This window comes from Candidatus Hydrogenedentota bacterium (genome assembly GCA_019637335.1).
In the GTDB taxonomy this organism is placed as follows: Bacteria; Hydrogenedentota; Hydrogenedentia; order Hydrogenedentales; family JAEUWI01; genus JAEUWI01.
In genome coordinates this window covers 64,596-86,670 of record JAHBVV010000025.1, presented here as the reverse complement: position 1 = coordinate 86,670, position 22,075 = coordinate 64,596, and the positions used below count along the sequence as shown (strand labels likewise).

The following is a 22,075-nucleotide window of genomic DNA, read 5'->3' as shown; positions in this document are numbered from 1 at the left end:
CTGCCAGATTATTGTGGGACCATCAGGCCTTGGGGGGCGTGATCGCGTCCTTCGCGGCTTTCGCGATGCGGAACTTGAGCACCTTCTTCGCCGGGATCTTGATGGTCTCGCCGGTCTTGGGGTTGCGGCCCTTGCGCGCCTTGCGCTGCTGGACCACGAGCTTGCCCATGCCGGGGATGGTGAAGCCGACGGGGGCCTGCGCGTAGGACAGCTCGGTCAGGGTGGCGAGGACATTGCCGATGTCCTTCTTGGAGAGCTGGGTCTCTTCGGCGAGCACTTCGATGATCTTCGCCTTGGTCAACGGCTTGTCGGTCGGCTTGGCTTTCTTAATAGCCATGGTAACGTTCCTCCTGTTTTTTAATCGTTCTCGGTTGCGTTTGATGACCGCGCGGGCCGCGCGACAGACGCGCCACGCTCCGGCACTGCCTTGAACACAGCCGGAACCACCATCCGCAACAGGTATTGATTAACGATCAAATAACGATTTGTCAAGCCCTATTTTCAAGGCCAAAAAAAATTCGGGGTCCGAATCGCCTTTATTTTTCGCGGGGATCCGGCATTTTCCGGAACCCGATTTGCGTTTTGAATTTGCAACCCATTTATTTTCAATGGGTTATAATTTTATTGAGGCGTGAGCTGGAAGCGCGTATAGTGCATTTCCGCCGCCCGGCGCGGCGCCAAAGTTTTCTGGCCTGGAAGGACGCGTATCATGATTCTTGCGGCGATCGGCAACATAAACGGCCGCGATCGAGCGCTGGCGGCGGCGCTGGAGGCCATTGCCGGCGAGGGGATTCACACCATCGTGCACACGGGAAACGCCATTGTGGGCGGCCCGGGCGGCAACGAAGTGGTGTCCTTGCTGGAGCAGTATAATGTTGTCTGCGTACAGGGCAACAATGATCGTCTGGCCGTTCGCTATTCGCGGAAGCAGGAATCCCTGGAGCGCAAGCTCGACCCGGCGCTGGTTGATGCGATCCGGGAGGCGAACGACCGCCTTTCCAGCCAGAACCTGGAGAAGGTGCGGGACTGGCGCAAGTCCCGCGCGTTCACGCTGGAGGACCTGGCGGTGTTTGCCTGCCACGGTTCGCCGGGGAATCCCCGGGAGATCCTGACGCCGGACACGCCGCTGGTGAAGTGGCGTCGCCAGCGCGAGATGGCCCGCGCCGACATTATTCTTTGCGGCGGGGCGGAGTCGTTATTCAGCCTTGAAGTGGACGGGTCGCTGTTTGTGTGCCCCGGCGCGCTGGAGGGCGCTTCGGGCGGGGTGAGCTATACGTGTATCAATACCGAAGGGACGCCGTGGGAGGCCGCGCCGGTGATTGTGGCGCCGTAGCCGGCCGAAGGGGCCCTGCTGTCGGCTGTGGATAACCTACGTGGCTACTGTAATGCCTGGGCCCCGGGGAGCCGCTCGTTCGGGGTGGTATTGGTGGAGGCGAGGTGAGTGTTGCTCCAGGCACACGAACGCGCTTGGGGCGCGATCGCGTGGCACGGGGTTGGTTGTTAAGGGCGAGGGATCGAATGGGTGTGCGGACTGGTGGATTTGGATGCGGGTGGAGTGACAAGCAGGGATGCTTATCCCACGTTGGCGTTTGCTGGTGGATTGAGGTGGATTAAGAAGCGTAAGGCATAGTGGCATTGGAGGCGTTTGCTGTGTCGGGCAGGATGCCCAACCTACTTTGGCGTACGATGGAATTTCAAGCGTGTTTGTGGGTGCGCGTTTCTCGGGCGGGAATGCCTGAGTCCCGGTGCTCAGATCTGGCCGGATTGGATGCAATCGGCGGCGCGGTGACCGAGGGCGCCGACGACGTAGATGAGCGGGGCGAAGCGCTCGTCTTTTGTGAGGCCCTGGTTGTAGCGGTAGTAGATTTGCTGCACGATCACGGCGAGCTTGAAGAGCGCGAAGATGTAATAGAACTGGAGGTTGGCGAGGTCGCGTCCCGTTAACTCGGCATAGCAGGCGGCGACTTCTTTTCGGGTCATCATGCCGGGTTCCTGGCTGAGGAAACAGTTGATGACGCCGAGGTCCGGGTCGTCCTTTTCGATCCAGTAGCCAAGCGCCGTGCCCAGGTCCATGAGGGGGTCGCCGATGGTGCACATTTCCCAGTCGAGCACGCCGATTATCTTTGTAGGGTCGTTTGGATCGAGTACGACGTTGTCGAACTTGTAGTCGTTGTGGACGAGGGTTGCGCCGGCGTCGGGCGGGTAGTTGTCCTCGAGCCACGCCATGACGTTATCGATTGCGGGGATCTCGTCGGTCTTCGAACCGCCGTAGCGCTTGATCCAGCCGAAGACCTGGCGTTCGACGTAGGAGCCTTCCTTGCGCAGGCCGGCCAGGCCGGCGGCTTCGTAGTCGAGCGCGTGGAGGCTGGCGAGGTTGCGCACGAAGGCCTCGCAGCAGCCCCGCACGGTGGCGGCGTCCGCGTTGAAGCCCTGGGGCCGTTCACCGCGAAAGATGCTGCCGCGGATCCGGTCCATGACGTAGAACTGGGCGCCGATGACGCCGGGGTCGTCGCAGAGGGCGAGCGGCTTGGGTGCGGCGGGATAGATGGGGTGCAGGGCGGAGAGGACGGTGTATTCCCGGCCCATGTCGTGCGCGGATTTTACCTTGCTGCCGAAGGGCGGGCGGCGCAGCACGAGCTCCCGATCGCCGACCGTGAGGAGGTAGGTAAGGTTGGAGTAGCCGCTGGGGAACTGCGCGACCGCGAGCGGGCCCTGGAGGCCGGGGATTGCGGATTTGAGGTAGCTCTCGAGACGCGGGAGGTCCAGCTCCTCGCCGGGGCGGATGGCTTTTGGGGTGTCGATGGTGAGGTCCATGGGATTCCGTTTGGGGTTATGGCTCGCTGGTGTACGTGTACAGGGACTTCAGGGACTTCAGGGACAGCAGCGACGGCGACGGCGACGGCGGCGGCAACGGCAACGGCAACGGCAACGGCAACGGCAACGGCGGCGGCGGCGGCGGCGGCAGCGGCAGCGGCGTCAGAAGCGAAGTACGTCGCCGAGGCAGGCATGCCGCGCGCGCGTCCCTGATGTCCCTGCAATCACCGGGCGAGGCCCTGGTTTATGGTCGGGCGCCCATCTGCGCTCGAAAGAGTTCCAGAATCCGCTTGCCGGCGGACATTTTGTGTACTTCGTCGGGGCCGTCGTAGATGCGGCTGGCGCGCTCGTTGCGCCAGAAGGCGGCGAGCGGGGTGCGATCGGTGATGCCGAGGCCGCCGTGGAGCTGGATGGCGCGGTCGAGGACCTTCATCATGACGTTGGGGACGAAGAACTTGATGAGGGAAATCTCGACGCGGGCCTCCTTCGCGCCGAGGCGATCGATGGTGTCGGCGGCCTGGAGCACCATGAGGCGCGCGGCGTTGATTTCCGCGCGGCACTCGGCGATCCAGAACTGGACGACCTGCTGCGTGGCGAGGGGACGTTCTGGGGCGACTTCGCGGCGCAGGGCCTGTTCGCACATGAGCTCGTACGCGCGCTCGGCGATGCCGACGAATCGCATGCAGTGGTGGATGCGGCCGGGGCCGAGGCGCTCCTGCGCGATGAGGAAACCGGCGCCCTCTTCGCCCAGCCGGTTGGCCTGGGGCACGCGGCAGTTGGTGTAGCGCACTTCGGCGTGGCTGTCCCAGTCCTCGCCGCGGTGTCCCATGCAGGAGATGTTCTCCACGAGTTCGAAGCCCGGCGTGTCGAGGGGGACGATGATCTGGCTGGCGCGGAGGTGTTTCGGTGCTTCGGGGTTCGTCACCGCCATGACGATGGCGAATGCCGCGCCATCGGCGGAGGAGGTGAACCATTTGTGCCCGTTGATGACGTAGTCGTCGCCGTCCTTCTCCGCCGTGGTGCCCATCCAGGTGGGGTTGGAGCCGGGGTACTCCACCTCGGTCATGGAGAAGCAACTGCGGATGTCGCCGGCGAGCAGCGGCTTGAGGTAGCGCTCCTGCTGTTCCGGCGTGCCGTATTTGATGAGAATCTCCATGTTGCCGGCGTCGGGGGCCTGGCAATTGAAGGCATAGACGCCGGTAAAGGTCTTGGCGAGCTCCGCCTGCACCAGGCCGTGCTCCAGCACGCTGAGGCCGAGGCCGCCGTGTTCCTTGCCGATCTGCGGCAGGGCCAGGCCCATCTCCCGGACTTTGCGGCGCTTCGCTTTCAGTTCGGGGAGGATCGCGCCGAATCCTTCGCGGAGCATGCGGGGTTCGAGGGGGTAGAGATCGTCCCGAACAAAGGTTCGCACCTGCGTGAGGAGGTCCTGCATTCGGGGTGAGATGGCGAAATCCATGGCGTGATCCTTTGGCGGCTATGGTGAGGGTGGTCTACAGCGTACACGGCGCGGGCGCGAAATCCAAGCGGGCGGTGGCGGGATTGCGCCTTTCTTTCGGCCAATGTCGCGGGTGTGGTGGCGTAGGGCTTCTGTTGGGTCAGGCAAGATGCCCAATCTGGTTTGTGCCGCTCGGTTGGGGCGGTGTTGGCGGGGGTCGGTTGGTGGCGCTCCTGGCACACGAAGGCGCTGGGGCGCCATCGCGTGGCACGTGTCGGGATTGCGCCTTTCTTTCGGCCAAAGTCGCGGGTGTGGTGGCGTAGGGCTTCTGATGGGTCAGGCAAGATGCCCAATCCGCCTGCGGCGGACTTTCAGCCAACGCCGGCTTCCGCTGTTTTACTGGGGTGGTCCAGGTTTCGCTGGCGGGAATGCCCAACCTCCTTTGTGCCGCTTGTGCGGGGTGGTTTTGGTGGGGCCGTGTATTTCGTTTGCGGGCGTTGTTATACTGGGCGGGCAGAACCGGGCGAGGCGCCCCCCACCTCCCTGGCGCCGCATACGCCTTCCGGGCTGCCCGCGGCGGGCGCGCTTCCCGGGTTTCATCGGACGCAACCGGAAGACTTCATGATACGTATACGAATCTGCCTGGCCCTGCTGCTGGCGTTGGCCGCCGGCGGCGCGATGGCCCAGCCCGCGGAACCGAGCCGGGGCTTGCTTGAAAAGACGCAATCCTGGCTGGACAACATCGGGCGGGGTATGCGCCGTGTGGGTGAAACCGCCGAGGACCTGTTTGGCCCGGGTATGGCGCTGGACGGGGATACGCCGGCCGCGCACACGGAAGAGCGGGACTTTCACGAGCGGCGGGAGGTTGGGCCGAGCCCGCTGGTCGCCATATCGAATGAATTTGCGGAGATCCACGTGGACGCGTGGGACGAGCGGGTGGTTCAGGTCAATGCGAAGGTAATTGTGGGGGCGGAGTCGGCGAGCGTTGCGCAGGAGATCTCGCGTTCGATCAGCGTCAACGTGACGCAGGATGACGGCCTGGTGCAGGTGCAGCCCGTGCTGCCGGATCGGCACCTGGACATGGGGGCGGCGTCGATGCAGGTGAACCTCTATGTCACGATCCCGCGGGGGGCCGACCTGGCGGTGGACAATTACTTTGGGGACACCTATGTGCGGGGGGCCGGGGGCCGCGTTGCGCTGGAGTCGCAGTACGGCATCGTCGATTTGAACAACCTGGGGGGCGCGGTTCAGGTTCGGGCGCGTGGCGAGTTTCCGCTGCGCGCGCAGGGCTTGAAACTGGGGGGCCTGTTTCAGCTGCACGGGAGCCAGGCGCTTTTTGCGGATTTCGGGGGCGCGCTCCGGGTGAACAGTTTCGGGGGCCGCATTACGCTTGAGGCGCTTCAGCCGGAGGCCGAGATTGATGTGGTGGCCGAGAGCGGTCCGATCCGGTTGGTGCTACCGGCCGGGAGTACGCCGGACCTGACGGCGAGCGCGGTATACGGCAGCGTGGATTCCGAGCTTCCGGTGACGCGGAGCGAGCGCGGGCGGCGGATTCTGGCGCGCCACGGGAGCCCGGACGCGCGGCAGCGGATCGACCTGAGCGCGACGTTTGGCGGCATCGAGATCGCGTATGAGGGGAGCTCGGGCGAGGTTCCGGCGACCGCGCGGAGCGGCGACAAGCCGTTCAGCGAGCCAATCAGCCGGCACGAGACGGTGACGCCGTATACGCGGATCCAGATCGAGGCTATCCGGGGGGACATCCAGCTTATCGGGACGGACGAGCCGGGGGTGCATATATCGGCCAACCCGATCGTGTGGGTCCCGTCGGCGTCGAAGGCGCCGGCGGCGCTGGACGCGCTGCCGCTGCGCATCCAGAAGGACGCGGACCGTCTAATCGTGCGGACGCTGCTGACGGGGGACATGGAGGCGCTGCAGTGCAGCGAGTACCGGGTGCTTCTGAAGATCGAGTACCCGCGGAACCTTCCGGTGACCGTGCTGGCGGAAGATGGCCACACGCAGGTGACCGAGAGCGCCGGTGCGGTGACCATCGAGCAGAGCAACGGCGCGATCAGCGCCGCCCGCGCGCAAGGCCCGCTTGCGCTCACGAACAAGAATGGGAGTATCCGGGTGTCGGGCGGTTCCGGCCAGGTAACGGCGAACGCCCGTTACGGCGATACGGTGTTTGAGGCGGTTCAGGGCGATATCGATGTCGCGTGCCTCCAGGGGAATACGGTGATCGATCGCCCGGGGGGCGCGGTAAACGTGCGGAACAGCCTGGGGAATGTGCGCATTCTGGCCACGGGCGGCATTGCGGGCGATCACCGGGTGCTGGTGGAGGATGGGGACTTGAGCGTGGTTCTCGGGGAAGCGACGTATGCGGCGCTCGACATTGCGGTGGAGCAGGGCGCGGTGGACAGCGCGATACCACTGGACGGGCGCATTCTGGGCCGGCGGAAGTCGGAATGGCGCGGCTACCCGCGCTACGGGCAGTACGGGATGAAACTTGAAGCGCGAAATGGGGATATTATCCTTGACTGACCGGTCGTGAAGTGGCGGATTTTCGCGTTTTCGATCGGGTCACGGGCCGGCAACGGGTTCGCGTGTGGTCTCCACTCGAGTGATTCCAGGGCGGTGACGCATGGCGTCGGATTGGAGCGATTTCAAGAATTGGGCGCGGTCGGAAGTGAAGTCCTGAACAAGAACTTTCGCCCTCCCGGGAAGAAATCGGCCGTTTCGCGGAACTACATGTCATGAATGCCCCAAAGGCGGGGCGTCCAGGCGACAGGTTCCAGCGCCGCGGAATGGCGGTGCAGGGAAACGCAACTGTTGGCCGGCATAGTAGCGCCGTCCCGTCGGCTCGGTTTAATGATCGGTCGAACGGGTTCGGCAGCGCGCCGGAATTGCCACATTGTGGCGAATCCGACCAGTGAATAACGGCGCGCATTGGATGGTATCGAAGGTAAGCACCCCGCTGTCAAGGGGTTGCATTGCGCCGTAATTCTGGCGCCGGACTTGCGCCCCCAAGGCCAGGTCCACAACATCGTGGCGGAGAGACGTTATGAGCATGACCCTGAATCAAGAGCCCCTCGCGCCGTTTCATTTTCTGTTTACGTGCCCCCATTGCCGGTCGGTCCGGCAGGCGCCGGAACAGTACCTGGGCCAGGCGGGCCAGTGCACCTCGTGCGGCGGGGAGATTACGCTGGCTCCGCTGGCGCTGCCGGAAGTATCGACCATGCCGCGGCCCCGGACGTGGTACCGCGAGCGGACGCTGCACTTTGAGTATTGCCGGGACCACTACGAGCGGGCGCGGGCGGCGTATCCGCCGGTGGCCAACGACACGTACTGGCAGCAACAGATCCGGGACGCGGCGAACTGCCCGGACCGGGTGACGCAGGTGGCGCATTTCGAGCGGTTGGTTGCGGAAGGCATTCCGTGGCCGGTGGCCTTCGAATACCTGGTGCACCACTACGTGAAGGAGCACGACTACGCGCGCGCCTACTACTTCTGCGCGGTGTATTTTCACAGCGACCGCTGGCGCAACCCGCAATGCGCGAGCGACAGCTACAAGCTGCTGAAGTACATGCGGAAGCTGGAAAAGAAACTGTATCCCCATTTCGAGGGCTGACGGGGGCGGGCGCAGCCGGCGTACGAGCCGCGACGCGCCCCCCCGAACCGGCTCAATCCGCGCCGGACAGGTAGCCGTAGTGGCGTCCGGTCCAATAGCCGAGCAGGTAATCGTGCCCGTTGTACTCCACGGGGCCGTCCTGCGCGCGGTTCTCGACGGCGGGGCGGTAGGGGTTCATCACGAGCGCCGACCACGATTTTTCGCGGCGATCGATCGGCACGGCCTCCCCGGCGGTGTGGGGCGGGCTTTTCGGCGCGAAGTTGGGGGTAAAACCGAAGGCGTCGGCGTAGCGCGCGATGGTGTCGCGGTTCCATTTCAGGTCGAAGGGGAACCAGGCCAGCGTATTGCGCGCGTCCGCGAGCCGGGATTCGTCGCCCAGGTATTTCGCGGCCACGTAGGTGAAGAAGGGGTTGCCTTCGGGGGCCACGCCGGGGTGTCCATCGCTTCCATTCCAGGATCGCGCGAGGCTCTTTTCGTAGAAGGCGCGGATTTCGGGATCCTCTTCGAGGCGGAGCAGCGGTTCGTAGGCGAGAAACTGGAGGACGTCGTCCGAGTGGTTCACGCCGCGGCCCTGCGGGTCGAGGTTGTGCCGCGCCATGATCGCGACCTCGGCGTAGCCCTGGTCCAGCGCCCATTCGCGGTAGAGATCCGCGTAGCGCGGCTCGCCGGTGACGTGCGCGGCGATCTTGAGGGCCTGGAGCCACAGCAGCGCGTTCATGCGCTCCTGGGAGCGGACGTATTTCAGGTTGTACTTGCCCCACTGGGTCGGCTTTCCGTCGAATCCGATGATGACCAGGTCGTTTTTCAGGATGTACTCGACGAGATCCGTGACGTTCTTGCGGATCATGGCCTTTTCCGGATCGCCCGCGATGGTGTCGTAGGCCCAGGAGAATCCGAAGAGCACGCCGTCCACCTGATCGGTGCTCACGTCGCCGCGCCAGCGGTATTGGCCGTCCGGGGTGGGGCGCCAGACGCCGTCGTCGGCGAGGGGCTTGTCGATGGGCCAGAAGGCGCGGCTCCAGAGGCCGGGGACGCCGCTGGCGGTGCAGATTTTGTCGAGCGCCGCGAGGGAAGCGAGGGCGTCCGCCTTGTCGCTGGGGTCGTTGGTGACGCGGTACTTCATGCAGAGTGCGCCGAGGTACATCCCCGTCATGTAGGCGTTGTCGGGCATGTTGTAGTCGATGAAGTCGCGCGAGGCGTCCGGCAGTTTCAGTTTGCAGAGCGCCTGGCCCTCCAGGAGAAAGCGCGACTCCATGTCGTGTTGGAAGATATCGGCCTTCCGCGCGAGCGAGAGATCGGCGGCGAGGATCGGGAGGGCGAGGCATGCGGCCAGCAGGATAGTAATCGCGCGTGACATGGGGTCTACTCCATTTTTTCGAGCGGCTGTGCGTTGCCGCGGTGGATACCGCCCGCGACGCGCGTGGGCGCCGCCCAGCGTACGCCGTTGCCAATGACGCGCAGGATGGTGGCGTCGTGGTAGATCGGGAGGGTTTCGTGGCCGGGCCGGAAGTAGAAGACCTTGCCGAGGCCGCGATGCCAGCAGCAGCCGCTGCGGAAGACTTCGCCGCCCTGGAACCAGCTGATGAGGACCTGCTGGTCGGGCTGGGGGATGTCGAAGTGTTCGCCGTACATCTCGGCCAGCTCCAGTTCGAACATCTCGGGGACGCCGTCGACGATGGGGTGCGCCGGATCGACGACCCAGAGCCGTTCCTTTTCGCCGCGATCGTTGTATTCGCGCCATTTCAGGTCGCAGGACGTGCCCATGAGGCGCTTGAAGATCTTGGAGTGGTGGCCGCTGTGGAGCACGATGAGGCCCATGCCATGCTGCACGACGCGCTCGTGGACCTTTGCGACAATGGCGTCGTCCACGTCGCCGTGGGCCTTGTGTCCCCACCAGGTCATGACATCCGTTGATTCCAACACGCCGTCGGTCAGACCGTGTTCGGGGTGATCCAGCTCGGCGACGCGCACCGAGGCGATGCCGGGGACGGTCTCGAGGTATCTGGCGAGCTGGCGGCCGAGCCCTTCGGGGTAGATGGCCGAGACCTTGGGGTTAATCTTCTCGTGAACGCCTTCGTTCCAAACGGTGACGCGCAGTCCGTCTTGCATGCGGGGATCCTTTCATCGGGCGGGAAAATGCACCGGCGCATTGTACGGCGCGCGCGTCGGGCCGCGCAACGAATGCGCCCGAATTCGCTTGGAGCCGCCGTTGGCCGAAACGAAAGTTAGTTGAACCGCGAATTAACGCGAATGGACATGGATGAAGAAAGGATGGTCTCGCTTTGGGAAGCCGAGGCTGTGTTCACGGCATCAATGGGGCGTTCGAACCCGGCGCTGATGCTGCCTCAGCCTGGAAGGCCAAGCCACGTTGGCGGGCGTTGAACGTGCGGGGCGGGGCTGTGCTTGGGGTATAGGCGCCCGCGATTTTTGGGTGATTGGGGCGCTTTCGCGGCGGCGGTCTTTGTTGTCGCGGGAGCCAGTCCCCCGGGCGCCATTGCGTGGCACGGGGTGTATGGGCTGGGTGGCGGTGTTGTGATGTTGGTTGCGGTTGTTGCCGCCGGCAGGAATGCCCGCGATCCTGTGTTGTCGGATCTCGCGGGGGGGTAGCATGGGTTGTAGGGCGCCGCTCGTGCGGGGTGGCTGGGTTGGAATTGGGGCTGGTGTTGCTCCAGGCACACGAAGACGCCGGGGGCTCCATCGCGTGGCACGGGGTGTATGGGCTGGGTGGCGGTGTTGTGATGTTGGTTGCGGTTGTTGCCGCCGGCAGGAATGCCCGCGATCCTGTGTTGGCGGATCTCGCGCGGAGGGGCGCAGCATAGGTTGTAGGGAGCCGCTCGTGTGGGGTGGCTGGGTTGGATGTGGGGCTTGGTGTTGCTCCAGGCACACGAAGGCGCCGGGGGCGCCATCGCGTGGCACGGGGTTGGTTGGGTTTGGGGTTGTGTGGGTTGGGGGGGCGGCTTTTGCCGCCTTGGACAGCCGGGACGGCTATATGGGGTATAGCTTTTGATGACGCTTTGCGGCACTGGTTGCGGGCGCCTCTGTCCCCGGGTAAAAAGAGCGGCGGGCCCTTCCTTGTTGGAAGGGCCCGCCGTTATTCGAAGCTGATCTAGACTGGCGTCTGCCGGATTAGGAGGCGGCGCCGGTCATGGTTTCGGTCGTCAGCGGGGCCTGGAGGGCGAAGTCCGCGACGAAGCGGTCAATGGTGGCCTGGTCGGCGCCGGCAAGCTGGCCGTTGGAGAGGCCGATTACGCCGGCGGCGTTCGCGCTGATCTGCAGGTAGCTCAGGGCGATGTCACCGTACATGTTGTTGTTGATGAAGAACTCGGCCTGGGCCGTGGCGGCGGAGCCGCCGGCGGTCACGCCTTCGAAGGTGACGGCGACGGAGTCACCGGCGGTGACGTCGACGCTGACGGAACCACCGCCAATGGCGTCAACGGGGAGCAGCGACACCTGGGGCTGAGAGAAGTGCGCAACGATGCTTTCGTTGTTGCCCGCTTGACCCATACCGATGGTGCCATCGGCGCCGATGAAGATGGACTGATACAGGGCGCCGTAGAAGTTGACGGCGTTGCCGAGACCCAGAACGACTTCCGCGGGGCCACCGGACACATCAACAGCGGGATCACCAGCCGGGTCGTTGCCCAGCGCGGTGATGTCAAGAACGCGACGCTGATAGGCGGCTTCGCCCGGCGTCGGAATGAAGTACAGCTGCTTGCCTTGCAAGTCAACGGTACCGGCGGCGTAGTCGAACGCATGAAGCGGAACCACGCAGCCCTGCAGTGTTGCGGCCGCGACGAACGCCGTGGCAGCACAGAAACCGGAAAACTTTTTCATCCCTATCCCTTTCATTAGCGAATCTCCATTTCCTACTTCGAGCCGAGAGACTACTGAGCGTAGGGCTCTTGCCCCTGTCAACCCACAATACAAGTTACTTAACGCGCATTATATGCGAGTGCGGGTCAACTTGTCAAGTGTTGACATTGCCTTCGTCTCAAACCAAAAACCTGCATGTTCCCTCCCCCAAGGGAGGGCGCCTGCACTTCGTACACCACATCACAATATACTTTCGGGCGGCCACACTGTTACACTTTCGTTGCGGCGGCGCCGGGCCGCGGCTCGGTTCATCCGAGTGGCGACTTGGGGATCCTAGCGCAGTCAAGCCGCAAAAATCAAGTGTTTTGACAAGTAATATCCGAGGAGGAATTTGCCGTGAAAGCAATTGGCATTCAAAACCATGGCAGTCTGGAACAGGTACGGGTGCTGGAGTTGCCCGAGCCGGTGGCGGCGCCGGGTGAAGTGGTGGTGGCGGTTCGGGCGGCGGCGTTGAACCATCTGGATATCTGGATGCGGATCGGGCGGGCGGGGGTGGAGCTTCCGCTACCGCATGTGCTGGGGTCGGACGCGTCCGGGGTGGTGGCGTCGGTGGGGGCGGGGGTGACGGGTTGGAAGGCGGGTGACGAGGTGGTGGTGAATCCGGGGCTGGACTGCGGGTCTTGCGAGTTCTGCCTTCGGGGCCAGCACAGTGAGTGCGGCGCGTTTACGATTGTGGGGATGGGTCGTCCGGGGACGTTTGCGGAGCTGGTGGCTGTGCCGGCGCGGAACTTGCAGGCGAAGCCGCCGCATCTTTCCTGGGAGGAGGCGGCGGCGCTGCCGCTGGCGTATCTGACGGCGTGGCGGATGCTGATGGCGCAGGCGCAGCTGCGCGCGGGGGAGACGGTGCTGATTCACGGAATTGGTGGCGGCGTTGCGGTGGCGGCGCTGCAGCTGGCGGTGCTTGGGGGGGCGCGGGTGCTGGTGACGTCTTCTTCGGTGGACAAGCTGGCGCGTGCGAGCGAGCTGGGTGCGGTGCAGGGCGTGCCGTATCGTGGCGGTAAGGTGGCGGAGAGCGTGCTGGAGTTTACGGAGGGGCGCGGGGTGGATGTGGTGGTGGATACGGTGGGGGCGGCGACGTGGCCGATTAATATGGAGGTGCTGCGGAAGGGCGGGAGGGCGGTGCATTGCGGGGTGACGACGGGGCCGCACGTGGAGGCGAATCTTTCGGCGATCTACTGGAAACAGCTTTCGATTCTGGGGTCGACGATGGGCAGCCACGAGGATTTCCGGGCACTGCTTTCGGCGGTGAACGCGTCGGGGATGAAGCCGGTGCTGGACGAGGTGTTCCCGCTGGAGTCGGGCCGTCTGGCGCAGCAGCGGATGGAGCAGGGGCAGCAGTTCGGGAAGATAGTGTTGGCGGTTTAGATTTAGGCTTTAGGCTTTAGGCTTTAGGCTTTAGGCTGGAGGCTGGAGGGACGGATGGTGGAACAAAAAAACAGCTCCGCAGCCTGATGTGGCTGCGGAGCTGATTGTTTTAGGGGAGATGCCGGAGGGGGCATCCGACATCTCCGGTGAGGTGCGGCGGTCTGGCTGGCGCCAGAGGGCCGCAGAGATCGAGCATCCGTAATGGATGGATTTAACTGTTTTTTCGGGCTGCCCGCCGGTTCCGGAGGTACAGCGCCGTGGTCACCGTTGCGACCACGAACCCTAGTATACCGAATTTGGCGACCAGATTTCCACTATTTTTTTCAGGGATAATTCCGCCGGTTTCGGTGGGGGTGCGGCGGGGCCGGTTTTGGGCGGAATCGGTCGCCAGGGTGAGTTGTTCGGGGCCGGAATTGGCGGCTTCGGCGCTGTGATCGGACCGGGACGCGGATCCGGGCTGTCCGGGGGCGGGATCGCCGGCGCTCTGGCCGGCGGGCAGCTCCCTGGCGGGGCCGGTCGCGGCGGAATCGGTGTCTTCCGGGCTGGCCGCGGCCGCGCCGGGATTGGGGCTCGCGGTCGCGGCGTTGCCGGCCTGTGTTGCGCCGGAGGCATTGTTTTCCGCGCCGGCCGGATTGCGGCCATCGGCGATGATGATGGGGAAGGGGGATGGGGGCCGGTCGTTCCGGCCGGGATCCGTGCCGGCGCCGGGGTCGCGATCGGTGGCTTGCGGGTCTTTGGGGGCATTTTCGGTTTCGCGGCCCGCGCGGTCGTCGCGGGATTCCTTTGACTCATCGAAGCGGACGGTGCGGGCGAGGCCGCGGGAGGTGATGGCTTCGCCTTCGGCGGTGGCCATGGTGGGTTCGTTGATGCGGAGGATGGACGAGCCGCTGGATGGGTTCTGTACGCGCTGGAGTACGATTTCGGCGACCTGTCCGCCGGTGACGGTGTTCTGGTTGAAGCCCATCATGACGACGATCATTTCTCCCGGGGCGGCGATATTGGAGCTGACCTGTTTTTGTGCGCCGGCGGCGGAGGGTCCGGCCTGTGCGGAGACGGGGCTGAATACGGCGGGGTCGTAGGCGAGTCGGAAATCGAGGGCGGCGACGCCGGGGTTATCGCCTTGAAGGTAGACGGGGAAGGTGTACTGGTTGCCCTGGATGGCGGGTTCGCCGAGGCGGAGCGTGCTCGCGAGGGCGGGCAGGGCCAGGAGGGCGAGGGTACAGAGGATGGGCTTTCGAACTTGCTGTATCACCAATTGACCTTGATTGCCCGCGGCATGCGCGAACTCCCTGGCCGCGAGGGGCCATCCGTGCGACTATCCCACGCCGGGGTCACGCGATCCCGACGTATCACGATACCGGGAGGATCGTAATTCGTTGCCGGTTTTGGGGCGAAGCTTCCCCCTAGGTAACGCCGGCGTGCGCGAGACGTTGACACCGGCGGCGCGGCCCGGGGCACTGGTTCAGTCCGCGGAGTGGTTGGCGGCGGGGTCGGCGCTGGCGCGATCCGCGGCCGCATCGGGGGTTTCCGGGGCTCCGTTCCGGGCTTCGTTGCGGGCCGGGGGGAGCAGGGCGAGCCAGGGGAGCGCGCGGGCGACGACCTGGGGGTTGCGTTTCCAATAGTATCGGAACAGGAGGGAGTAGAGGTAGGCCCAGACGATGAGTTTGAGGCCGACGGTGCCCAGGATTAGTGCGCGGTCGGTGGGGTGCCGTATATCGGGGATGTGCTCGACGGGGAGGTCGATAAAGGCGACGAAGGCGAGCACGCCGAGCTGGATGGATTTGCCGAGGGCTTCGATGGGGGGCAGGCCGCCTTCGATGCATCGGTGGTAGACGAAGTAACCGAAAAACCCGGTGAGGGACCAGGTGATGAAGTTGTAGGAATTGATGACGGCGTTTTGCGTGTAGACATAGCCGGCCTGCCGAAGCAACTCGAAGCTCATCTGGGGCCAGACGCCCAGGGCGAAAAAGGCCAGCCAGAGGGCGAGCGCCGGCCAGCGCCAGGGATCGGGCTTATAGGATTCGAGCGTCACAAGTGAACTCCAGAAGTTGGCGGGCCGCATCGGGATAGGGGTGCGCCCGGTCCGGGCATTGGAGCAAAGGATTCCGGCGCATGTCAAGCGGATGCGGTCGGAGATTCCGGAAAAAGGGGGCTTGCGTGGTATGCTATGGGCCGTGGGCGGGCTGCCACGGCGCGCCGGGCCCTGCGTGGCGATGGGCCATTCTGGACGCCCGTGTCCCGGAATTGGGCGGTGTTTTGCCCGCGCCGGCCCATTCATTACGTTCGCGCATCGGGCGGTCTCCCCTGGCGGCCGCAGTGCGGCGCCGGACCGCCCATCTGTCCGGCTCCCCCGTTTTTTCGCGCGATCGCCCGCCTCCGAGGACGCATCTGAACACGAAAGGAACTTCCCATGGCGCATACGGTCTGTCTAATCCGAGGCGACGGCATCGGCCCCGAGGTAACGGAGGCGACGCAGCGGGTAATCGAGGCGGCGGGCGTGGCGATTGACTGGATCGATCTGCCGGCGGGGAAGGGGGCGGTGGAGGCGTATGGCAAGGTGCTTCCGGGGCACACGCTGGAGCAGATTGCGGCGCACAAGATCGCGCTGAAGGGGCCGGTGACGACTCCGATCGGCAAGGGTTTTAAGAGCGTGAACGTGCAACTGCGGATGCGGTTGAACCTGTATTGCGCGATCCGCCCGGTGCGGAGCCTGGCGGGGGTGAAAACGCGCTATGAGGATGTGGATATTGTGGTGTTTCGGGAAAACACGGAGGGGCTTTATTCGGGGCTGGAGAACGAAATCGCGGAGGGGGTGGTCACGAGCCTGAAGGTGGTGACGCGGAAGGCGAGCGAGCGGATTGCGCGGTCGGCGTTCCGGTATTGTCAGGAGCGCGGGCGGAAGAAGGTGACGGTGTTCCACAAGGCGAATATCATGAAGAAGTCGGACGGGCTTTTTCTGGATTGTGTGCGGCGTGTTCACGAGGAGATGGCCCCGGAAATCGAATACGAAGAACTGATTATCGACAACGCGTGCATGCAGCTGGTGCGGAATCCGGAGCGCTTTGACGTGTTGCTGCTGGAGAACCTGTTCGGCGACATCATCAGCGATCTGTGCGCGGGGCTGGTCGGCGGGCTGGGGGTGGTGCCCGGGGCGAACTACGGGGACGATTCGGCGGTGTTTGAGGCGGTGCACGGGAGCGCGCCGGACATTGCGGGCCAGGATCTGGCGAACCCGCTGGCGCTGATCATGAGCGGGGTGATGATGTTGCGGCACCTGGGGGAGGTGGAGAAGGCGCGGGCGATCCGGGATGCGTATGACGCGCTGCTGGCGGAGGGCGATCCGTCGGAGAAGACCCGGGATCTCGGGGGGACGGCGGGGACGCGCGCGTTTACGGATGCGCTGATCCGGCGGCTGGCATGAGGGGCGTGCGCGGAGCCCATGCGGGGAATGGATGGCGGGGCGGGGTGTTGTGTGAACAGCCGATCGTCTTTCGCATCAACCGCCTGAAGATTGCCGCGTAATGCTTAAACCGACTTCGACAATGCCTATTGGATCGCCGACGTTCTGGCGCTTCCTGCGTTATGCGCGCCCGTACTGGCCGTATATTCTGGGGTCGGTGCTGACGGGGGTGGTGAAGTTTACGCTGGCGCTGTTGATACCGTGGTCGCTGGGGTATGTGCTGGACCATATTATTCTGGCGGAGATCCCGAACGAAGAGAAGACGAGTCGTCTGTTGCAGGTGGTGGGGATACTGCTGGCGGTGTTTATTATTCGGATCCCGATCGCGTATTACCGGTCGTACTGGGCGGAGCTGGCGGGGAACCGGACGATCTTCGACATCCGGAATGCGCTCTACGCACACGTGCAGCGGTTGAGCCTGGCTTTTCACGCGACGCAACGGACGGGGGCGACGACCTCGCGGCTGACGAACGATATCAACCAGGCGCAGGGGATTCTGGATCGGGGGGTGATGTCGGTGGGGGTGGATTTCATCTTCCTGGTGGGGGTGGTGATAGCGCTGTTTTTCGAGAACTGGCTGCTGGCGTCGGTGAGCCTGTTCACGCTGCCGCTGTATGCGATTGTGTTTGGCGTGCTGAATCCGCGGTTGCGTGTGGCGTCGCAGCGGGTGCAGGAGCAGATGTCGGAGCTGTCCGGCGAGATCAACGAGAAGCTGACGGGGCACAGCGTGGTGCAGGCGTTCGTTCGGGAGCGGTCGGAGCGGCTGCGTTTTCTTGGGCTGCACCGAAAATACTTTGATGAGGTGATGGTGCGGACGCGGATCCACGTGTGGATGTTCCAGTTTGGCGAGTTCTTCACGATGATCGGTCCGGCGGTGGTGATTTGCTTTGGCACGTGGCTGGTGCTGAACGGTTCGCTGCTTCCGGGGGAACTGGTGGCGTTCAGCGGGTATTTGTCGCACCTGTACCTGCCGACGCGTCGTCTGGCGGACGCTTCCGCGGCGGTGCAGATGCAGCTTGCGGGGATGGACCGGGTGTTTGAGATTCTGGACGTGGCTCCGGATATCGACGATGCGCCGGACGCGCGTCCGCTGGCGCTCCGCGAGGGGCGGATCGTGTTTGACGATGTCCACTTCTCGTATCTCGACGATCAGCCGGTGCTGGAGGGGATCACGCTGGATGTGCCGCCGGGGCAGGCGGTGGCGATTGTGGGGCGGAGCGGCAGCGGGAAGAGCACGCTGGTGAAGCTGGTGCCGCGCTTTTACGACGTGAAGGCGGGCGCGATCCGGATTGACGGGCAGGATGTGCGCGATCTGACGCTGCATTCGCTGCGCGAGAAAATCGGGATGGTGATGCAGGACGCGATTTTGTTTGGGGGGAGCATCCGGGAGAACATTCTTTACGGGCGGCGGGGGGCGACCGAGGCGGAAATGCTGGAGGCGGCGCGTATGGCGCATGTGGACGAATTTGTGGATGAACTGCCGCACGGGTACGACACCGTTATCGGGGAGCGCGGGGTGACGCTGAGCGGGGGGCAGAAGCAACGGCTGAGTATCGCGCGGGCGTTTTTGCGGGATCCGGCGATCCTGATTCTGGACGAAGCGACGTCGAGCCTGGACTCGCACGCGGAGAATATCATCCAGGAGGCGCTGGGGCGGCTGATGAAGGGGCGGACGACGCTGGTGATCGCGCACCGGCTCGCGACGGTGATCGACTGCGACCGGGTGGTGGTGATTGAGGATGGGCGCATCGTGCAGGAGGGGACGCACGACCAACTGATCCACGAGGATGGCCCGTACCGCGCGCTGTGTGAGGAGCAGTTTGGGGCGGTGCAGCTGGACTCGTAGGGACTGTCGGTCAGGAGCGGTTGCGCCAGGAGTCCGGATGGCGGCTGAGGTGCATGATGCCAATTACGAGAATGTGATCATCGCGAATCTGGTAGATGACGCCATACGGGAATCGGCGCGTGATGCAGCGCCGGGTGTTCGATGATATGTGTGCCCACGCCCTGGGATTCAAACAGATGCGATCCACGCATTCGAAGACCTCTTCCTCGAAATCATGGCCCAATCCCGGTTGCTCGGCTTCGTAGTATGCGACCGCCTGGTCCAGATCGAGGAGCGCCTGGGTTAAGAAACGCGCATTCATCAGGCACGGACGCGATTGCGGGCTTCTTCCATGCTAACCGACTCGATCTTGCCTTCCCCGAAGGCTTCTAGCCGATCTTCCGCTTCAGCGGCCCACGCCTGGTCTACCGATTTGCGCAGGTCCGGATCGAAACTGGTCAGGATATCCTCCAGTAGCGCGGCACGCTGAAATTCCGGCAGGGCGAGGACTTGTTCTCTGAGGGCGTCGAGGTTGTTCATCGTTGGGGCGCCTTTCTTGGTTCGTGGTACGTGCAGTATACCATCAACGGATTCCGGGAAAGGCCGCTCGCTGGCTGGGGGGCGATGACTGGTTGTTGGACGGCAGGGACGGCAGAGACGGCAGGGACGGCAGGGACGGCAGGGACGGCAGGGGCGGCAGGGACGGCAGGGACGGCAGGGACTACAGGGACTACAGGGGCTACAGGGACTACAGGGACTACAGGGACTACAGGGACGGCAGGGACTACAGGGACTACAGGGACTACAGGGACGGCAGGGACGGCAGGGACGGCAGGGACGGCAGGGACTACAGGGACTACAGGGACTACAGGGACTACAGGGACTACAGTGGCGTTTGGGGCGGCTGTCTGGTTTTCTTTCCCCATCAGGAAAAGAATCCTCAGTTACACCGTGGCTGGTAGAAGGGCGAGTATCACTTCGCTCATCGATTGCACTTTGTGTGGCGTGTTGGTCCCTGGGGTGGTTAGAATGGGTTTGTGGCGATTACGGTCATCTCGGTGACGAGGGCGCGGGGGTCCATTTCGAGTACGGCGGCGACGGCGCGGGCGATGTCTTCGCCGTGGAGCTTTTTCGGGGAGTCTTCCTGGCCGTGTCCGGCGCGGGCGGCGAATTCGGTGATGACTTCGCTGGGGTTGATGAGGACGACGCGGACGTCGTCGCGGCGGAGTTCATCGCGCCAGCACTCGGTCATGCCGCGTAGGGCGAACTTGGAGGAGGCGTAGGCGGTTCCGCCGGCGAAACCTTTTGTGCCCGCGGTGGAGGCGATATTGATAATTGTGCCGCCGCGCTGGGCGACGAAGTGGGGGGCGGCGGCGCGGGCCATGAGCATGGCGCCGAGGACGTTGGTGCGCCAGACGGCTTCCATGTTGGCGGGGGTGGTGTCCTGGAGGCGGGCGAAGCGGCCGAAGCCGGCGTTGTTCACGAGGGCGTCGATGCCGCCGATCTGGGCGACGGTTTCCTCGACGATGCGCGCGGCGTCGGCCTCGTCGCCCACATCGCCCGGTGCGGCGCCGCAACCCAGTTCCCCGGCGGCGGCGTTGAGGCGTTCGGCGTCGCGTCCGTTGATGACGACCTTGCAGCCGCGGGCGATCAGGAGGGCGGCGGTTGCGTAGCCGATGCCGGTGCTGCCGCCGGTGATGAGTACGCGCTGGCCGGTGATGTACATGATCTTGCTCCTTGTGGTTTCTGTTGCCCCATGTTTCCCTGGGTACATGATACATCAGCTGAGCGCTGGAAATGGGGTGCAGATCTTAGTGCCGGGCAGCGATACCGGCTCACAGGCGAATTCCATCATGCCTGTGGCGTATTGCAGAGTCCTTTGTCCGGATTGACACCTGGCGCGCCGCTGATCTATGGTCGAAACTTGATATGTGGCAGAGCGCTAAGGAGAGCACCATGACGCCATTGCGCCCATCAATAAGAGCTTTCACGATACTTCTTATCCAAGGGTTTGCGGCGACCTTCGCCCTGGGCGCGGCGGCGGTAGCGCCGCTGGACCGCACCCCGGCGGACGATCACCGCTTCGAGGCGGTGGTGACCTTCGCGGACAACGTGCTCGCCAAAGGCCGCGATGTCTACGGCGAGACCCACACGCCCCTGTTTGTTGACGGCGTCCATGTGGAGACGGGCGAACCGGTGCGGTGGCGCTTTGAGGACAATGCCTGGATCGTGTCGAACATGGCGAGCCAGCAGAACCTCTTCCGCACCCTCGCGGGGCTGAGCCGCCTCACCGGCGAATCCCGCTACGAAGACGCGGCCCGGGAGGCCATCGCCCACATGTTCGCCCACCAGCGCGACAAGGCGGGGCTCCTCTATTGGGGCGGGCACCAGTTCGTGGATCTGGAAACGAACACCAACGTGGGCAATTTCGACGCCAATTGCCACGAGTTCAAGAACCACTTCCCCTTCTATGAGTTGATGTGGTCCGTGGACCCCGAGAAAACGGCGGAATTCATCCGCGCCCTCTGGAACGCCCACATCCTGGACTGGTCCCGCCTGGACATGAACCGGCACGGCGCCTATGGGCGTTCCATGGGCGCCTTGTGGGAGCACGAGTTCGGCGCGCCCGAGCCCTTTTTCGAGGGCGACGGGTTGACCTTCATCAACGCGGGGAGCGATCTCATCTACGCCGGCGGCATGCTCCACCTGCTCGGGGAAGAGGAGGGCGCGCTCACCTGGGCGCTGCGCCTGGCCGAGCAGTACGTGCGGGCGCGCCACCCCGAAACAAAACTGGGCGTCTACCAATACAGCCAGGCGCGGCGCCGGGCGGAGCCGCCGGAGGACGAGAGCGACCCGCGATTCACCCATTCGACCTACGGGGATCGGGCGCAGCGGCAATTCGGCCCCGAATTCGGCGCCATCGCCCTGGAGGGCAACTTCCTCCGCTCCCCGGAGGGCATCTACGCGAAGAACGCCCTCATGCAATTGCGCCTGGCGGAGAGCCTGGGCGGCCAGGGCGCGCAACTGCTGGAATGGACCCGGGAGGGCATGGGCGCTTACGCCGAGCACGCCTACGATGCCGAAACCAACACGGTCAAGCCGCTGTGGGCCGACGGCGCCGATCTCACCGGCTACGCCATACAGCGATTCGGCTACTACGGCAGCAAGGGCACGGTCTTCAAGCCCGCCACGCCCAGCACCGACATGATGTTCTCCTACGCCACGGCCTATCGCCTTACGGGCGACACCGCCCTCTGGGAAGTGGCCCGGGGCATCGCGCGGGGCCATGACCTCGGCGAGCTGGGCGCCACGCCCGGCGAAGGCGCAGCGCTTAACATGGCCACGGACAACAAGGACCCCATCGCCGTATTCGCCCTCATCGAACTCCATCAGCGGACCGGCGTCGACGGCTACCTCGACCTGGCGCGGCGCATCGGCGACAATATCCTCGCCGCCAACTTCCACCACGGTTTCTTCCTGCCCACCGCGGGCCACGCCCACGCCAAGTTCGATTCTCTCGAAGCGCTGGCCCTGTTGAGCATCGAAAGCGTGTTGCGCGGGAAGCCCGACGCCGTGCCCGCCTACAACGGTGGTGGCGGTTACATCCACGGCCGCTACGGCGACATGGGTCGCACCCGCGACGGCAACGCCATCTGGTCGGTGACGCGGTGAACCGGT

General features: G+C 64.4%; 19 protein-coding genes. 8 read left to right on the top strand and 11 right to left on the bottom strand.

The window, feature by feature from the left end; translation table 11 throughout:
• Window positions 1-22: 22 nt before the first annotated feature.
• On the bottom strand, window positions 23-337 hold the full coding sequence (locus KF886_21190; GenBank protein MBX3179874.1) for an HU family DNA-binding protein: 315 nt from the start codon (window positions 335-337) through the stop codon (window positions 23-25).
• 372 nt (window positions 338-709) lie between these two features.
• On the opposite strand from KF886_21190, the gene KF886_21185 reads away from it, so the two are divergent.
• Complete coding sequence (locus tag KF886_21185; GenBank protein MBX3179873.1) at window positions 710-1,333, top strand: metallophosphoesterase family protein; 624 nt, start codon at window positions 710-712, stop codon at window positions 1,331-1,333.
• A 416-nt stretch (window positions 1,334-1,749) separates the two neighbouring features.
• Here the strand turns inward: KF886_21185 and KF886_21180 are convergent, their stop codons facing one another.
• Together KF886_21180 and KF886_21175 are read right to left on the bottom strand one after the other, a co-directional pair.
• Window positions 1,750-2,814 (bottom strand): phosphotransferase family protein, encoded by a 1,065-nt coding sequence (locus tag KF886_21180; protein ID MBX3179872.1) that lies wholly within the window; start codon window positions 2,812-2,814, stop codon window positions 1,750-1,752.
• 244 nt (window positions 2,815-3,058) lie between these two features.
• Complete coding sequence (locus tag KF886_21175) at window positions 3,059-4,270, bottom strand: acyl-CoA dehydrogenase family protein (GenBank protein MBX3179871.1); 1,212 nt, start codon at window positions 4,268-4,270, stop codon at window positions 3,059-3,061.
• 600 nt (window positions 4,271-4,870) lie between these two features.
• On the opposite strand from KF886_21175, the gene KF886_21170 reads away from it, so the two are divergent.
• Both KF886_21170 and KF886_21165 read left to right on the top strand, forming a co-directional pair.
• Entirely contained in the window at window positions 4,871-6,787 is a 1,917-nt protein-coding gene (locus KF886_21170; GenBank protein ID MBX3179870.1) for a hypothetical protein, read from the top strand.
• A gap of 520 nt (window positions 6,788-7,307) precedes the next feature.
• The gene (locus KF886_21165) at window positions 7,308-7,874 is read left to right on the top strand and encodes a hypothetical protein (protein ID MBX3179869.1); all 567 of its coding nucleotides are present in this window, start codon (window positions 7,308-7,310) and stop codon (window positions 7,872-7,874) included.
• A 52-nt stretch (window positions 7,875-7,926) separates the two neighbouring features.
• Here KF886_21165 and KF886_21160 read toward each other — a convergent pair whose 3' ends face one another.
• The 3 genes from KF886_21160 to KF886_21150 all read right to left on the bottom strand — a co-directional run bounded on the left by KF886_21160 (window position 7,927) and on the right by KF886_21150 (window position 11,708).
• Window positions 7,927-9,231, bottom strand: a complete 1,305-nt coding sequence (locus tag KF886_21160; protein ID MBX3179868.1) for a hypothetical protein — start codon at window positions 9,229-9,231, stop codon at window positions 7,927-7,929.
• A 5-nt stretch (window positions 9,232-9,236) separates the two neighbouring features.
• Complete coding sequence (locus tag KF886_21155) at window positions 9,237-9,983, bottom strand: ThuA domain-containing protein (protein MBX3179867.1); 747 nt, start codon at window positions 9,981-9,983, stop codon at window positions 9,237-9,239.
• 1,017 nt (window positions 9,984-11,000) lie between these two features.
• A complete protein-coding gene (locus tag KF886_21150; GenBank protein ID MBX3179866.1) occupies window positions 11,001-11,708 on the bottom strand; it encodes a hypothetical protein in 708 nt (235 codons plus the stop codon).
• 375 nt (window positions 11,709-12,083) lie between these two features.
• Between KF886_21150 and KF886_21145 the strand changes: the two genes are divergently transcribed.
• Complete coding sequence (locus KF886_21145; GenBank protein ID MBX3179865.1) at window positions 12,084-13,112, top strand: alcohol dehydrogenase catalytic domain-containing protein; 1,029 nt, start codon at window positions 12,084-12,086, stop codon at window positions 13,110-13,112.
• Between the two features lie 211 nt (window positions 13,113-13,323).
• Here the strand turns inward: KF886_21145 and KF886_21140 are convergent, their stop codons facing one another.
• Both KF886_21140 and KF886_21135 read right to left on the bottom strand, forming a co-directional pair.
• Complete coding sequence (locus tag KF886_21140) at window positions 13,324-14,364, bottom strand: hypothetical protein (GenBank protein MBX3179864.1); 1,041 nt, start codon at window positions 14,362-14,364, stop codon at window positions 13,324-13,326.
• 210 nt (window positions 14,365-14,574) lie between these two features.
• A complete protein-coding gene (locus KF886_21135; GenBank protein MBX3179863.1) occupies window positions 14,575-15,144 on the bottom strand; it encodes a hypothetical protein in 570 nt (189 codons plus the stop codon).
• 378 nt (window positions 15,145-15,522) lie between these two features.
• On the opposite strand from KF886_21135, the gene KF886_21130 reads away from it, so the two are divergent.
• Window positions 15,523-16,533 carry an isocitrate/isopropylmalate dehydrogenase family protein gene (locus KF886_21130; protein MBX3179862.1) on the top strand — a complete coding sequence of 337 codons (1,011 nt, stop codon included), beginning with the start codon at window positions 15,523-15,525 and terminating at the stop codon, window positions 16,531-16,533.
• Window positions 16,534-16,633: 100 nt separating this feature from the next.
• Window positions 16,634-18,418, top strand: coding sequence for an ABC transporter ATP-binding protein (locus KF886_21125; protein MBX3179861.1), 1,785 nt, complete (start codon window positions 16,634-16,636; stop codon window positions 18,416-18,418).
• Window positions 18,419-18,428: 10 nt separating this feature from the next.
• On the opposite strand, the gene KF886_21120 is transcribed toward KF886_21125, so the two are convergent.
• Together KF886_21120 and KF886_21115 are read right to left on the bottom strand one after the other, a co-directional pair.
• Window positions 18,429-18,719 carry a type II toxin-antitoxin system RelE/ParE family toxin gene (locus KF886_21120; protein ID MBX3179860.1) on the bottom strand — a complete coding sequence of 97 codons (291 nt, stop codon included), beginning with the start codon at window positions 18,717-18,719 and terminating at the stop codon, window positions 18,429-18,431.
• Window positions 18,719-18,937 (bottom strand): addiction module protein, encoded by a 219-nt coding sequence (locus KF886_21115; GenBank protein MBX3179859.1) that lies wholly within the window; start codon window positions 18,935-18,937, stop codon window positions 18,719-18,721. The genes KF886_21120 and KF886_21115 overlap by 1 nt, the downstream gene beginning before the upstream one ends.
• A gap of 30 nt (window positions 18,938-18,967) precedes the next feature.
• Here KF886_21115 and KF886_21110 point away from each other — a divergent pair, with 30 nt between their 5' ends.
• The gene (locus KF886_21110; GenBank protein MBX3179858.1) at window positions 18,968-19,459 is read left to right on the top strand and encodes a hypothetical protein; all 492 of its coding nucleotides are present in this window, start codon (window positions 18,968-18,970) and stop codon (window positions 19,457-19,459) included.
• Here the strand turns inward: KF886_21110 and KF886_21105 are convergent.
• Window positions 19,422-20,123 (bottom strand): SDR family NAD(P)-dependent oxidoreductase, encoded by a 702-nt coding sequence (locus tag KF886_21105; protein MBX3179857.1) that lies wholly within the window; start codon window positions 20,121-20,123, stop codon window positions 19,422-19,424. The two genes, KF886_21110 and KF886_21105, sit on opposite strands and share 38 nt — an antisense overlap.
• Before the next feature lie 230 nt (window positions 20,124-20,353).
• Between KF886_21105 and KF886_21100 the strand changes: the two genes are divergently transcribed.
• Window positions 20,354-22,069 (top strand): pectate lyase, encoded by a 1,716-nt coding sequence (locus KF886_21100; GenBank protein ID MBX3179856.1) that lies wholly within the window; start codon window positions 20,354-20,356, stop codon window positions 22,067-22,069.
• The last annotated feature ends 6 nt before the right edge of the window (window positions 22,070-22,075 follow it).

Excerpts from the sequence above, each read along its gene's own strand:
- KF886_21190 (MBX3179874.1), bottom strand. The coding sequence starts at position 337 with ATGGCTATTAAGAAAGCCAAGCCGACCGACAAGCCGTTGACCAAGGCG.
- KF886_21185 (MBX3179873.1), top strand. The coding sequence starts at position 710 with ATGATTCTTGCGGCGATCGGCAACATAAACGGCCGCGATCGAGCGCTG.
- KF886_21180 (MBX3179872.1), bottom strand. The coding sequence starts at position 2,814 with ATGGACCTCACCATCGACACCCCAAAAGCCATCCGCCCCGGCGAGGAG.
- KF886_21175 (MBX3179871.1), bottom strand. The coding sequence starts at position 4,270 with ATGGATTTCGCCATCTCACCCCGAATGCAGGACCTCCTCACGCAGGTG.
- KF886_21170 (MBX3179870.1), top strand. The coding sequence starts at position 4,871 with ATGATACGTATACGAATCTGCCTGGCCCTGCTGCTGGCGTTGGCCGCC.
- KF886_21165 (MBX3179869.1), top strand. The coding sequence starts at position 7,308 with ATGAGCATGACCCTGAATCAAGAGCCCCTCGCGCCGTTTCATTTTCTG.
- KF886_21160 (MBX3179868.1), bottom strand. The coding sequence starts at position 9,231 with ATGTCACGCGCGATTACTATCCTGCTGGCCGCATGCCTCGCCCTCCCG.
- KF886_21155 (MBX3179867.1), bottom strand. The coding sequence starts at position 9,983 with ATGCAAGACGGACTGCGCGTCACCGTTTGGAACGAAGGCGTTCACGAG.
- KF886_21150 (MBX3179866.1), bottom strand. The coding sequence starts at position 11,708 with ATGAAAAAGTTTTCCGGTTTCTGTGCTGCCACGGCGTTCGTCGCGGCC.
- KF886_21130 (MBX3179862.1), top strand. The coding sequence starts at position 15,523 with ATGGCGCATACGGTCTGTCTAATCCGAGGCGACGGCATCGGCCCCGAG.
- KF886_21125 (MBX3179861.1), top strand. The coding sequence starts at position 16,634 with ATGCTTAAACCGACTTCGACAATGCCTATTGGATCGCCGACGTTCTGG.
- KF886_21120 (MBX3179860.1), bottom strand. The coding sequence starts at position 18,719 with ATGAATGCGCGTTTCTTAACCCAGGCGCTCCTCGATCTGGACCAGGCG.
- KF886_21115 (MBX3179859.1), bottom strand. The coding sequence starts at position 18,937 with ATGAACAACCTCGACGCCCTCAGAGAACAAGTCCTCGCCCTGCCGGAA.
- KF886_21105 (MBX3179857.1), bottom strand. The coding sequence starts at position 20,123 with ATGTACATCACCGGCCAGCGCGTACTCATCACCGGCGGCAGCACCGGC.
- KF886_21100 (MBX3179856.1), top strand. The coding sequence starts at position 20,354 with ATGACGCCATTGCGCCCATCAATAAGAGCTTTCACGATACTTCTTATC.